The following is a 12909-nucleotide window of genomic DNA, read 5'->3' as shown; positions in this document are numbered from 1 at the left end:
CTCGGAGATCGCTCAGGCCTTCTTCTGGGCCGGCTGATAGGCGCCCGGAACCATCCGTGTCGCGATGGCGATGCGGTTGTACGCGTTGATGACGGTGGCCGCCCAGATCAGTGCCGCGATCTGTGCCTCGTCGAAGACCTCGGCCGCCTCCGCGTAGACCTCGTCCGGGACGTGCCCGTCGTGCACCAGAGTCACAGCCTCGGCCAACGCCAGTGCGGCGCGCTCCCGTTCGCTGAAGAAGGGCGTCTCTCGCCAGGCGTTCAGCGCGTACACACGCTGCTCGCTCTCGCCCTGCGCACGGGCGTCCTTCGTGTGCATGTCGATGCAGAACGCGCAGCCGTTGATCTGTGAGGCGCGAATCCGGATGAGCTCAAGGAGCTCCGGCTCGACCTTGGCGTCCTGAGCCGCCAGAACGGCCGCGCCGTGCAGCGCGCCCATTGCTCCGGACACGTCGGGGGTTATTTTCTTGAGGGCCACGCGGGGTGTGGATTCAATCTTTGGCATGGGCCGACTCTATCCGCCTTGTGGACTGCATGAAAAGGAAACAGTGCGAATAGTCGTGTGACGATTCCCCGGCAGGACGGCTATTGTGCGGCCATGACCGGATCCACGGAGCGTCCACTGCTCTTCCTCGATGTCGACGGTCCGCTCGTACCCTTCGGGGCGACATCGGGGCAGTACCCGGGCGGGTATCCGACGTATGGGGCGGACCCGGCAGGACCCGACGGGAATCCGCTCCTGGCCAGGATCAACCCCGAGCACGGACCCCGCTTGACGGCTCTGCCGTGCGAGCTGGTCCGGGCCACCACCTGGATGGCCGAGGCGAACGAGACCGTCGCCCCACGGCTCGGTCTGCCCGAACTGCCCGTCGTGCGCTGGCCCGAGACGGACGACGAAGAGGCCGACCAGGACGCGCGGCGCGGACTGCACTGGAAGACCCGCGCCCTGGTCGACCTGGCGGCCGGCCGCGCCTTCGTCTGGGTCGACGACGAGATCACCGACACCGACCGGGCCTGGGTCTCCGCACACCATCGCGGGCGCGCCCTGCTGCACCGGGTCGACCCCCGCCGGGGCCTCACCGACGCGGACTTCGACGCCCTCGACGAGTGGCTGGCCGCCGAAGCCGCCAGGGGTTCCTGACTCCCTGGACCACTCGACGGGTCTCCCGCCCCCTACGACGCTCCATATGCCGGTGCGATCAAAGCATCGTTAAATGGGGAAAATCGTGATCATTCACTGCGGGAGCAGCCCATGTCGCCAACGCGGTCCGGTACAGGGGATGGGCAGGCTGCACCCGGGCGGCTGCGCAGGCTGGGGGAGTGGTGCGCCCGGCACTTCGTGATCGTCATCGTGGCCTGGCTGGTCGTGCTGGCCGCGTTGCAGGTGCTGGACCGCTCGTTCGGCGGAGAGTACTCGGACGACTTCCAGCTTCCCGGGGTCCAGTCGGAACAGGGCCTGGACGTTCTGAAGGAGCACGACCCGGCGGCGGGCGGCTACAGCAGCCAGATCGTGCTCCGCGACGACAAGCAGTCGCTGACGTCGGTGAGCTCGCAGATGAGCCAGACGATCACCGACCTGCAGAAGCTCCCCCACGTGCTCTCGGCGCAGAACCCGTTGACGGCCTCCTCCTCCCAGCAGTCGTCGCAGCAGTCCTCGGGACAGTCCCAGCAGCCGAACGTGGGCCCGCTGTCCAGCGACGGGAAGACCGGGTACATCACCATCCGCTTCGACGTACAGCCGTCGACGCTCGGCGACTCGTACCTCGACGGAGTGGACAGCTCGGTGCAGTCCCTGAGGTCGGCGGGCGTGGACGTCGAGTACGGCGGCCCCCTCGGTGAACTCGCCAGGCCCGCCGCCGACGACCGGATCAGCGAGCTGATCGGCTTCGCGGTGGCGATCGTCGTCCTGCTCGTCGGTTTCGGCAGCGTGCTCGCGGCCGGCATCCCGCTGCTGACCGCCCTGATCAGCGCCGTGGGAGGGCTGGCCTGTCTGGGGCTGCTGGCCACGGCCTTCACCTTCGCCACGGTGTCCCCGACGCTGGCCACCATGATCGGCCTCGGTGTCGGCATCGACTACGCGCTGTTCCTCATCACCCGCCACCGGCAGAACCTGATGAACGGCGACGACCCGGTCCGCGCGGCGGGCAGGGCCACCGCCACCAGCGGCCGTGCCGTACTCGTCTCCGGCTGCACGGTGATCGTCGCCCTGGCCGGTCTCTCGGTCTCCGGAGTCAGCTTCATCGGCCTCCTGGGTGTGGCCGCGGCCGTGACGGTCGTCTCGGCCGTCGCCGGCGCGCTGACCCTCGTCCCCGCCCTGCTCGGACTCATCGGCCACCGCATCGACCGCTACCGAGTACGCCGCCCCGTCGCGGAGACGAACGCCGCCCCGGGCGAACCCGTCCAGGGCACGTGGCACCGCTACGCCCAGCGCGTGCAGCGCCGCCCCTGGTGGTTCCTGGCCGGCGGAGTCGTCACGGTCCTCGTCCTGGCGATCCCGCTGCTCTCGATCCAGCTCGGCCACATCGGCGACGGCGCGGACCCCAAGTCGTTCACGGACCGACGGGCCTACGACCTCATGGCGGACGCCTTCGGACCCGGCTCCAACGGTCCGTTGACCGTCGTCATCGACCAGACCTCCGTACCGTCCGACCAGCGTTCGTCGCTGGCGACACAGGCGCAGAAGTCACTCACCGATGTGCAGGGCGCGGCCACCAGCACACAGCTCACGCCCACCCAGGACGGTGACGTGCTGGTGGGCACGGTCTACTCCAAGGAGGCTCCGCAGAGCGCGGACACCACCGACCTGACGAACCGCCTGGTCGACGAGACCCTTCCCCAGGCCGTCTCGGGCACCGACGCCAAGGGCTATGTCACGGGCACCACGGCCGCCCAGGTCGACTTCCGTGACATCGTCGCCGAGCGCCTCCCGCTGATCATCGCGGTGGTGGTCGCCCTGGCCTTCCTCATCATCCTGATGGTCTTCCGCGGACTGCTCGTCGCCCTCAAGGCAGCCGTCCTCAACGTCCTGTCCATCGCCGCCTCGTACGGCGTGGTCGTCGCCGTCTTCCAATGGGGCTGGGGCGGGCCCGCGTTGGGCGTGTCGGGCAAGGTGCCCATCGAGAGCTACGTACCCATGATGATGTTCGCCATCATCTTCGGCCTCAGCATGGACTACGAGATCTTTCTGCTGTCGCGTGTCCACGAGGCATGGCTGCGCACCGGGGACGCGAAGGCCAGCGTGGCGCACGCCCTGGAGATCACCGCGCGTGTCATCACCTGCGCCGCCCTGATCATGGTGAGCGTCTTCGCCGCGTTCATCGTGAGTGACAACATCGTCGTCAAGATGCTCGGGCTGGGTCTGGCCGTGAGCGTGCTGATCGACGCAACTGTCGTACGCCTGCTCCTCGTTCCGGCCGTCATGACCCTGCTCGGGCGGCACGCCTGGTGGACGCCGGGCTGGCTCGACCGGATCATGCCGCACGTGGATCCGGAGGGGGACCGCGACTGAGCTTGCGGGGCGGCCGTCGCGACCCGTGCGGGAGGTGCGGGCCCCCGCCTGCGCGGGGGCCCGCAGGAGGTCAACAGGTCGAATTGGTCTGGGTCAACAGGCCGAGGCGATAGGGGAGTTGGGAGTAGTCGCCGCCGGCCGAGGGGTCCAGGCCCTGGTAGAGGAACTGCAGACGGCACGGGTTGATCGTCATGGTCTGGTCGTTGCCGGCGCGGACGAGTTCGCCGTGGCTGATGTCCTTGGTCCACGCGCCGGAGGGGAACGTCACGTTGGTCGCGCGGGCGAACGGGTTGGCCTCGGTGGCCGCCAGCGGCTGCCACTGACCGGTGAGTCCCTGGGCGGTGAAGGAGCGGTAGTACCGCCTGCCGTCGCCGCCGATGGCCTCCCACAGCAGCAGATACGTGTTCGTGCCTTGTACGCGATAGACGGCGCCGCCCTCGAACAGGGCGAACTTGGAGTCCTGCAGTACGAGTTGGGTGTTGCGGAAGCCGCCAGGGAACTCGCCCACGGTGGTCTCGGAGCGGTACACGTGGCCGTTGTCGTCCGCGGAGAACAGGTAGCACATGGCGCTGTCGCAGATGGTCCAGTAGTCGAGCGTTCCCGACGGGGCGGCGTTCTGGAACGTCCTGGGCGCCGACCAGCTCTGCGGGTTGCCGGGGTCCGTGCTCGTGGAGTAGGAGGGCGGGCCGGTCTGGTAGACGAGGTACCACAGGTTCTTCGGCGCGAAGTGGAAGACCTGCGGCGCCGCGCGGTAGCCGGTGCCGATGTCGGGGTTGGTGTCCAGGTAGGTGAGCGGGGCCGCCGAAGCCCCCGACCAGTCGGTGAAGCTCGTGTAGGCGAGGCTCCACGACCCGGCCGTGTTCGCGGTCGTCATGAAGACATGCCACTTGCCGTTCGCCTGGACCACCGTCGGGTCCTTGACGGAGACGACGGGGTGGCTCGCGTCGGGCTTGGGTGAGATCAACCGGCCGCTGGACGACCATCGGAAGCTGCTCGGAAGTTGCGCCGCGACCGCCGATTCCTTCGGAGGCGGAGCGGAGTACGACCGCGTGGGAACGGCGAGCAGCGACATCGCGAGGGCCAGTAGGAAGACCATGGCCGCGCGGCGGGCACGGTGGGCGTGGTGGATGTGCTGATGGCGCGGGCGTAAACCGTGTACGAGTGCGGGCATTCGGGCTCCCAGGGGAGATCGGGGCTCGCCGCACGAACACCATGTGCGCTCTTCGTCCGGAACAGTGGCGTGTGGGGAGAGCCTTGCCGGTACGGGTGATGCGGGTGCTGTCGTGCCCAGTTCGCGCGAAGGGGTGCACGAACCACTGTGGCCATGTCTTTGTTCGTGCAGTCGAACATGGACCGGCCAGTTGGACGCCTTGGATGATAGAAGCCTCACCAGGAGCGTCAATACCTCTCGCATCATTCGGGTCGAGAGTCGCATCTTTCGGTGTGGTCTCGCGGGGCTCTGGAGCCCGCTCCTGCCTCGGGGTTCACCTCGGTGGCACGCCCCTCGGAGGCCGGAGAGCGGGGGTCGTGATCAACTCGAAACATGGTGAACTCGTGAAGGATTGACGGGAGTTGTGAAAGGTGACAAGAATTCGGATCACTTCACTCCGCTGTGTCTGAAGCGGGTGAAGTGACGCGAGTGACTCGGTCGCGCACGCCTTCGTTGCGTCCGCCCGCGTCGGTCACGCGCGCTCAGCCACCTCCCACACATTTCGATCCATAGAGGCTTATCTTGTCGCGTTCACAACAATCAAGGATTCCGGCTGCCCTCGCGGCGTCCGCTTTCCTCGCAGTCGCCGCCGTGCCCGTGTTCGGGGCGGGCGTCGCAAACGCCACGCCCGGCGGGACGTGCCAGTCGGCCACCGTCCAGTACCGCCTCGTCGGCGCCGACGGAGGTGTCGTGGGCGAGGACTGGACCTCGCAGGGCGGATTCCGCTCCTGGGACACCGTTCCCGGCCCCGTCGAGGTCCGGCTGGCCCCCGGACAGAAGGTCGCGGACGGCTGCAAGTACCCCGTCTCCCTCGCCGAATACACCACCGAGGGGCCGAACTGGCCGACCTCCGGCCGCCAGACCATGGTCGACAAGGCCACCGTCTACCTCACCGCCGCGGACGTGGCCGGCGACGACGACGCGAAGCGGACCTGGCAGAAGCTGGCCGTGAAGCTGCCCGACTGCTACGGCCAGATCGACCTGTACGGCGACGACATCGCCTACGACGGCAAGACGGGGGACGGGCACGGCCCCGCCCCCTACCAGCCCGAGGGTGTCGTCACTCCGTACCACCTCATAGCGGCGTGGAACGGAGGCGAGAAGTCGTGTGACACCAGCCCGCCGGACTCGACCACCCCGCCCGCGACGCCGTCGGAGCCGACCCCGTCGACGCCCGCGGGCAGCACACCGCCCGCGGAGGAGACGACTCCGCCGACCACCCCGAAGCCCTCCACGACGCCTCCCACGACACCGGACGTGCCGCCGCTGTCGTCGAAGCCGCCCACCACTCCGGAGCCGTCGCCCAGCGACAGCACGCCGCCGCTGGCGGAGACGGGTGCAGGCGCGCCGGTCGGCCTGATCGCCGGTGGCGCAGCCGTGGTGATCGTCCTGGGTGCCGGAGGGGTGTACGCGGCATCCCGCGCGCGTCGCTCATGACGGACACGCACGAGATCATCCTCGGGCCGTAGCCGGCGCATGCCTGCGGCTCCGCCTCCCGACCGGCACCATCCGTGCAGCCGGGAGGCGGAGCCGCTGCCCGAGGGCCACGGCACGTTCAGGGGGCGATGCCCACGCCGCTGATCCGGCTCCAGGACCTCTCCTGGGCGGCGCTCATGGCAGGCCAACGCAGCCCACCAGGACGGGCGTTGACCCGCGTGGCGTAAGAACGGGGGAAGAAGCCCGGGTCGTAGAAGCAGCCGGTGCCGTACCTCTTGTCGAACGCTCCGCAGGACGCCGCGAGCGACTTCGGCGTCGGCTTCTTTCCGGTGCGTACCCAAGTGTCGAGAGCGGAGATCGAGTTGGCGTACTCGGAATTGCTCAGCCCGCTGTGTTCGCTCTCCCGGGTGAAGGACTGCACGAGCCTCTTCTCCCGGTGGGCGCCCCGAAGGCTGTCGCGATAGGCCGCCTCGTGTTCTACGAACGCCGTCGGATCGTCGATGGCGTGGAGAGTGAGCACGGGAATCGCGATCCTGCCCGTGAGATCACTGTCGTACGACAGATCGCGGACTGCGGTCGGATCCGCGGAGAACCGTTCGACACCCGCGTTGAGCGCCTCGTCGTCGTGGGACCCTGAATAGCGAACGCCCTTGTTGCCGAAGGGATTCCGCCCACCGAGCCGGTTGTGCACGATGTCGCGGAAGGTGAACGTCGCGAAGCGCAGATGCGATTCCAGGGTGCGCTCCGGAATGCCGGTGACCGCGAGGATGTCGTCCAGATTGCGCTGCTGCGGAGCGGTCCGCTCCTCGGCGGGGGAGGCGAATCCCGTGCATTCCTCCAGGCGGGCGCGCAGCCCCGCGCTCGTCATGGTCGAGGGCGCGCGCAGCCCCTCCCACAGCGGGTACTGGGGCTCGGTGGGACGAGGGTGGTTCTGGCAGTAGTACTGGTGGACAACCCGCAGGTCCACGCGGTAGTCGTAGCCGCGCGAGCCGCCACCGAGCACACCGTTGGTGAGCAGGGCGCCGTCGTACGGGCCGTGCTTCTTCGCGCCGTACGTCTCCACGACCTTCGCGGCGACGTCGCCGCCCCACGACTGACCGTGTACATAGGTCCGCCTCGGCCTGTCGAACTCCTCGACGAACAGGCGGCGCAGGTTCTCCGTGTCGGCGGCGGCCATCCGGGTTCCGTAACCGCCACGTCGATACGACGAACCGGCCCACGCGTATCCTTCCTCGACCATCACCGACCAGCGTTCCAGATCGCCGAAGCTGCGGTCCGGGTCGGAGTCCGCGCCGAGGTCGGGGCCTCCGTGCGCGTGCATCACGAGCGAGCCGTTCCATTCCTTCGGTACGGCGATCGCGTAATAGGCGCCGTTGGAATCCTGCCCGGTGTAACAAGTGGCCTTTCCGGTCAGAGCGGTTGGGCACTCCAAGGAAGCCGGTGCGCCCGCAGCCGTGGAGGCGGAGGAGGCCGACGTCGGTCCGGCGAGTGTGCCGACGAGAACTCCCGCGACGCCGACGGCGATTGCGGCACGGCGGCGTCGAAGTCCCTTGAGTCCATCGCGGATGTCACGGATACCCGACGTTCCGAGTCTCGGCCGGTCCATGGGCGTACTCCTTCTCCTCGTCGGCGCACCGTTGCGCGGCGGGGCCGACGCTAAGGAGAGGCAGGGTGAAAACCCATGGTTTGATCATTTGCGTTCATTGTGTTCATTCGGCGGTGACCGCAGGCTCGCCGGGCAGTCGTGGGCATTCCTGCGGTCGGGACCGCCGAATTGGTTCAGGAGAGCCAGTCGGTGTAGCGGGTGGGCGCGATGTGGGCGTCCTTCGGGGCGATGAGGACGGCGCCGCGCACGGCCGCGAACATGCCCGCGCTGTCGTCGGTCGTGACCGTGCGGCCGTCCGGGTGGGCGGCCAGCGTGATCCTGCCGAGCTCGTCGAGCCGGTAGACGTCGGGGCCCGCGACATTGTGGATACCCCGCAAGGGGGTACCCGCGGCGACCTCGGCGACCGCTGCGGCGACGTCCTTGGCCGCGATCGGCTGGATCGGTGTGCTGGGCAGTCGGACGGTGTCGCCGTCGGTGGTCCAGGACAGGACCGCGTCCACGAACTCCATGAACTGGGTGGCCCGGACGATCGAGTAGGGGACCGGCCCGGCCCTGAGGACGTCCTCCTGGAGGGCCTTGGCCCGGTAGTAGTCCAGCTCGGGCACCTGGTCCACGCCGACGATCGAGAGGATGACGAAGTGCTGGACGTCGCTCTTCCGGGCGGCCGCGATCAGGTTGTCCATCGAGGTCTGGAAGAACGCCGGGGAGGCTCCGTCGAAGGTCGGGGAGTTCGTCAGGTTGATGACGGTGCCGGCGCCCTCCATGGCCTGGTCCAGGCCCTTGCCCGTGATGACGTCGACTCCGGTGGACTGGGAGTGGGGCACCGCGTCGTGCCCGGCGGCGTTCAGATTCGTGACGACCTGCGAACCGATCAGTCCGGTACCGCCGATCACTGCGAACTTCATGACACGGCCTTTCCGTCTGGGTCTGTCGCTTGGCATACCGATCGCTCCCGATTCGGGAGGGACCGTACAAACGGTAGAGGAAGGTTCGAGCAGTCGCGCGGCATCCGGTGAGCGCCGACGGCCGACCGCGGTGGGTCAGCGCAGCTGCTTCTCGAAGAAGTCCATCGTCGTCTCCATCGAGGCCGGCCACTGCGGGGCGAACGTGTGGTGCTCGCCCTTGTACCTCACCAGCTCGACGTCCTTGCCCGCCTTCTCGAACGCGGCTGCGGTCCGCTCCGACCAGACGATGGGGCAGCTCTCGTCGGCGGTGCCGTGGTGGATGAGCAGCGGTTCGGTCACCCGGTCGACGTAGGTGATCGGGGCAACCTCCCTCCAGAACTTCGGGTTCTCCTCGGGGGTGCCGTGCGTCCTGTCGATCTCGGCGACGACCGGGTCGCCGTCACCGCGCTGGAAGTGGTCGATGTTCTCGTCCGGACGTGAGCTCACCGGGGCGAACACCACGGCGGCGTCGACCAGGCCGGGCGCGACCACCAGCGTGTTGTACACGACGCCGCCGCCCATCGACCGCCCCAGCAGGCCGATCCGTTCGCCGTCGATCTCCGGGCGCCCCGACGAGCGCAGCGCCATGACGGCGCCGATGGTGTCCTCGGTGTAGCCGAGGCGCAGGTTCACGTCGTTGTCCGGGTCGTCGTCGGAACCCGCGTGGTTGCGGTAGTCGGTGTGCAGGACGACATAGCCGTTGCGGGCCAGCAGCTCCTGCTCCCGGGCCAGTCCGCGCCCGCTGGTATAGACGGCCGGGTCGATGTACCCGTGCGCCAGTACCAGGGCCGGGAAAGGACCCTTGCCCCTGGGAATGTTCATGATCCCCGAGATCGTCAGCCCGTTGGCCTCGTACGTGACCGCGTACTGGGTGTAGGCGTCGGTCCGCACCCGTACGTTCCCGAGCCTGAGGTCGGAGCCCCGGTGCTCGCGCTGGATCAGCCCCGGGATCGACACGGGGTTGGCCGGAGTCGAGGTGGGGGCCGGGGTGGGCGTTGCGCTGGGCGTCTTGGCGGAAGTACGGGCCGAGGTCGGCGGGCTGGTGGGCTCCGCGTCACCGTCCCCGGTGCAGCCGACAGCGGCCACCAGCACCAGCACGGCGGCACCACAGGCCAAGCTCCGAAACCGCACACGGCCAGTATCCCCCCGGATCCAGAGCCATGAGCGGTGCCGTACGAGTTCCACCACCCCGCGGCCGTCCGTCAGCCCGGGACGGCGGCCGCACCGCTGTGAGTGACCTGGCCCCCGGTGCCGGAGAAGATGACCCCGGGCTCGGAGGGTGCCTGGTTCAGGACCCACAGACCGATCAGGGTGGCGAGCGTGAAGACGACCGCGATCAGGACCGCGAGCACGAGCCGGCGACGCCGCTCGCGGCGCAGCCAGTCGCCGCGGGCCGTGCGGTAGGCGTCAGGGGCCGCGTGCACCCCGCCGGCCAGTGTCTCCAGGGCCTCGCGCAGCTCTTGCTCCGTGCGGTCCGGCTCTTGTTCCGTACGGTCCGGAGAGGTGTCGTTCATCGCCGGGCCTCCATCGCCTGGGTCAGGGCGGCGATGCCGCGTGCGGTGTGTGTCTTGACCGATCCGCAGGAGATTCCCATCGCGGCGGCTATCTCGCTCTCCTTGAGGCCGAGCCAGTGGCGCAGCACGAGCGCTTCGCGCTGCCGCGCGGGCAGTTGCTGAAGCGCGTCGATCAGTACCCGCTGGTCGTCGTGGAGCAGTGCCGTGCTCTCGGCGGAGGCCACGACATCGCTCGGCGGCTTCTCGACGTGCTTGCGCGCGACCTGGAGGTGGCGTATCCGCATCCGGGTCAGATTGCACACCGTGGACCGCAGATAGGCCTCCGCGGCCTCGGCGTCCCGGAGCCGGCGCCACTTCCGGTAGATCTGGTAGTACGCCTCGGCCACGACGTTCTCCGGATCGTCGGCGCCGAGCAGCACGGCCAGGCGCAGCATCGAGGAGTAGTGCACCTCGAAGAGCCGGGCCAGAGCCGCTTCCCGTTCCAGGTCGACGGGGTCGCCGACAGCGGGGGAGAGGGTCGTCTCCCCGGGCGTCCCTTCGCGTACGCCGTCGGGGCGGGACTCTTCGTCGGGGCCTGGGTGGTCCGCGACCGGCGGTCGGGCCGTCGCCGCCGCGCGCGGGACGCGTGGCTCGGGAAGGGCGGCCGGAGCGGCCTGTGCCACCGTCGCACGGGTGTGGAGTCTGCGTCTCACGGGTTCGGAGCTCCCGTCTCGGGGCGGCGCCTGACGGTCAGGCGTGGCGGTAGGTCGGTGACATCGGCGCCTCGCGGGACGCCGAGCCGTTCGAGGGCCGCGGTCCCGGCCAGGGCGACGGCCAGATTGAGGACCAGGGCCGCGAGCCCGGCGTAGATCTCCAGCGGCCGGTCGGCGGAACCGAAGGCCACGATGGAGGAGAACCCCTCGCGCACCACCAGGAACGTGCCGGAGGCCATACCCACGGCCCACCCGGCGAGCAGTGCCCGAGGATGCAGCCGGCCGGTGAACAGCCCGACGGCCACGGCGGGGAAGATCTGCAGAATCCATACACCGCCGAGCAGTTGGAGGTTGATCGCGTCCTGGTCGCGCAGCCCGAACACGAAGGCGACCGCTCCCACCTTCGCGGTGAGAGAGACGGCCTTGGCGATGCGTACCTGCCGTTTCGGCGTGGCGGTCGGCTGCACGTACTCGACGTACACATTGCGTACGAAGCAGGTCGCGGCGGCGATCGACATCACGGCGGCCGGGACGAGCGCCCCCACGACGATCGCGCCGAACACCAGCCCGGCCAGCGGCCCCGGCATCAACCGGTCGACCAGCATCGGCACGGCCGCCTCGGCGCCTCCCTCCGGGGCCTCGACGCCCGCCGCGAGGGCCGCGACGCCGAGGAAGCCGAAGAGCGCGAGCAGGCCCGTCCAGGCCGGCAGGGCCACGGCGACCTTGCGCAGGGTGCGCGGGCTGTCAGCGGCGAATCCGGCGGTGAGCACGTGCGGGTACATGAGCAGGGCCAGCGCCGAGCCCAGGGCGAGGGTGGCGTAGGCGGGCTGCTGCTCGGGGGAGAGGAGCAGGGCTGAGTGCGCCGTGTCCGTACCGCCGAGCCGTTGCGCGGCCCGGTCGAAGAGCGGGCCGGGGCCGCCGAGCCGGTCGAGGACCAGCCAGCAGACCGCGGTGAGCGAGACGAAGACGGCCACCGCCTTGAGCGCGGAGATGACCGCCGGAGCGCGCAGCCCGTGCCGGTACGTCGCCACCGCGAGACCCGCGAAGAGCGCCACCATCACCAGGTCACCGGCCGCGCCGCGCGGATAGACGCCCCCGGCGGTGAGCACCGCGCGGATGCCCAGCAACTGCAACGCCAGATACGGCATCGTCGCGAGGATCCCGGTGAGCGCGACGACCAGGGCCAGCGGCGGCGAACCGTACCGTCCGCGGACGAAGTCGCCGACGGTCACGTAGCCGTGGCGCCGGGCCACCGCCCACAGCCGGGTCAACAGGACGAAGGCGAGCGGACAGACGATCACCGTGTACGGGACCGCGAAGAAGGCGGGCGCCCCGTTGCCGTAGGCCAGACCCGGGACAGCCGTGAAGGTGTACGCGGTGAAGATCGTGCCGCCCAGCAGCAGCCAGGTCCACACCGGGCCCAGGCTCCGGTCGGCCAGCGCCCAGCCCTCCAGGGACGGCAGCCGGTCGGTGGGGCGCAGTCGGCGTGCCGTGACGGCGAGCAGCGACGCTCCGCCGATCACGGCGAGAAACGTCGCGGTCATGGCGACATCCGCCATGGGTCACCGTCCTTGGTGTGCCTGTGCCCTTGCCGGAGAGTTGCGCGGGCGCCCCACTCGGAGGACAGAGAACCGGCGGGAAATCTTCTGGAAATTCGCTGTCAACCAGTTCCGGCCGGTGGGCAACTCTTGCACAGACCGACAACCAGGGGGAGAGGAGCACAGGTCGTGGCACCCACGGGTCAGCACCGGCTACGGCGCGTCGCGATCGCCGTACTGCTCCTCGCGCCCGCCGCGGGACTGCTGTGGGTCCCCTGGTACGCCGGCGAGAGCCCACGGCTCGCCGGGACGCCGTTCTTCTACTGGTACCAGCTCGCCTGGGTGCCGGGCTGCTGCCTGTGCCTCCTGGCCGCGTACGCGCTGACCAGGCACGACCGCCACGACCCCTAGCTCGTACGCGTTCCGCAACCCGCACCGCCGACCCGTACGCACCCGTCCCA

12 protein-coding genes are annotated in these 12909 nt (G+C 69.4%); 4 read left to right on the top strand and 8 right to left on the bottom strand.

The genetic code is table 11. From position 1 onward, the window contains the following. Positions 1-12 precede the first annotated feature (12 nt). Positions 13-504 carry a carboxymuconolactone decarboxylase family protein gene (locus tag ACH4YP_RS40985; protein ID WP_361070275.1) on the bottom strand — a complete coding sequence of 164 codons (492 nt, stop codon included), beginning with the start codon at positions 502-504 and terminating at the stop codon, positions 13-15. Positions 505-597: 93 nt separating this feature from the next. Between ACH4YP_RS40985 and ACH4YP_RS40980 the strand changes: the two genes are divergently transcribed. Both ACH4YP_RS40980 and ACH4YP_RS40975 read left to right on the top strand, forming a co-directional pair. Continuing rightward, entirely contained in the window at positions 598-1140 is a 543-nt protein-coding gene (locus tag ACH4YP_RS40980; RefSeq protein WP_361070272.1) for an HAD domain-containing protein, read from the top strand. Positions 1141-1251: 111 nt separating this feature from the next. Beyond that, entirely contained in the window at positions 1252-3507 is a 2256-nt protein-coding gene (locus tag ACH4YP_RS40975) for an MMPL family transporter (RefSeq protein ID WP_361070270.1), read from the top strand. Positions 3508-3577: 70 nt separating this feature from the next. Here the strand turns inward: ACH4YP_RS40975 and ACH4YP_RS40970 are convergent, their stop codons facing one another. Then, the gene (locus tag ACH4YP_RS40970; protein WP_398496239.1) at positions 3578-4603 is read right to left on the bottom strand and encodes a non-reducing end alpha-L-arabinofuranosidase family hydrolase; all 1026 of its coding nucleotides are present in this window, start codon (positions 4601-4603) and stop codon (positions 3578-3580) included. Positions 4604-5308: 705 nt separating this feature from the next. On the opposite strand from ACH4YP_RS40970, the gene ACH4YP_RS40965 reads away from it, so the two are divergent. Then, a complete protein-coding gene (locus tag ACH4YP_RS40965; protein WP_398496238.1) occupies positions 5309-6154 on the top strand; it encodes a hypothetical protein in 846 nt (281 codons plus the stop codon). Positions 6155-6272: 118 nt separating this feature from the next. On the opposite strand, the gene ACH4YP_RS40960 is transcribed toward ACH4YP_RS40965, so the two are convergent. The 6 genes from ACH4YP_RS40960 to ACH4YP_RS40935 form a co-directional block, all read right to left on the bottom strand. Continuing rightward, the gene (locus ACH4YP_RS40960; RefSeq protein ID WP_398496236.1) at positions 6273-7760 is read right to left on the bottom strand and encodes a hypothetical protein; all 1488 of its coding nucleotides are present in this window, start codon (positions 7758-7760) and stop codon (positions 6273-6275) included. Positions 7761-7933: 173 nt separating this feature from the next. Then, positions 7934-8665: an SDR family oxidoreductase gene (locus ACH4YP_RS40955; protein ID WP_398496235.1), complete on the bottom strand. Its 732-nt coding sequence runs from the start codon at positions 8663-8665 to the stop codon at positions 7934-7936. Between the two features lie 135 nt (positions 8666-8800). Further along, entirely contained in the window at positions 8801-9835 is a 1035-nt protein-coding gene (locus ACH4YP_RS40950; RefSeq protein ID WP_398496234.1) for an alpha/beta hydrolase family protein, read from the bottom strand. A gap of 71 nt (positions 9836-9906) precedes the next feature. Beyond that, positions 9907-10218 (bottom strand): hypothetical protein, encoded by a 312-nt coding sequence (locus ACH4YP_RS40945; RefSeq protein ID WP_361072366.1) that lies wholly within the window; start codon positions 10216-10218, stop codon positions 9907-9909. After that, positions 10215-10910: a sigma-70 family RNA polymerase sigma factor gene (locus ACH4YP_RS40940; RefSeq protein WP_361072363.1), complete on the bottom strand. Its 696-nt coding sequence runs from the start codon at positions 10908-10910 to the stop codon at positions 10215-10217. Before ACH4YP_RS40940 ends, ACH4YP_RS40945 begins: the two co-directional genes overlap by 4 nt. Then, on the bottom strand, positions 10907-12469 hold the full coding sequence (locus ACH4YP_RS40935) for a sodium:solute symporter (RefSeq protein ID WP_398496231.1): 1563 nt from the start codon (positions 12467-12469) through the stop codon (positions 10907-10909). The genes ACH4YP_RS40940 and ACH4YP_RS40935 overlap by 4 nt, the downstream gene beginning before the upstream one ends. Before the next feature lie 168 nt (positions 12470-12637). Between ACH4YP_RS40935 and ACH4YP_RS40930 the strand changes: the two genes are divergently transcribed. Continuing rightward, positions 12638-12859, top strand: coding sequence for a DUF3311 domain-containing protein (locus tag ACH4YP_RS40930; RefSeq protein ID WP_398496229.1), 222 nt, complete (start codon positions 12638-12640; stop codon positions 12857-12859). Positions 12860-12909 lie beyond the last annotated feature (50 nt).

Origin of the sequence: Streptomyces sp. NPDC020747, assembly GCF_044334695.1 — a bacterium.
Lineage (GTDB): Bacteria > Actinomycetota > Actinomycetes > Streptomycetales > Streptomycetaceae > Streptomyces.
Note: the sequence above shows the minus strand (reverse complement) of the source record. Positions and strands in the feature narration are given on the sequence as shown.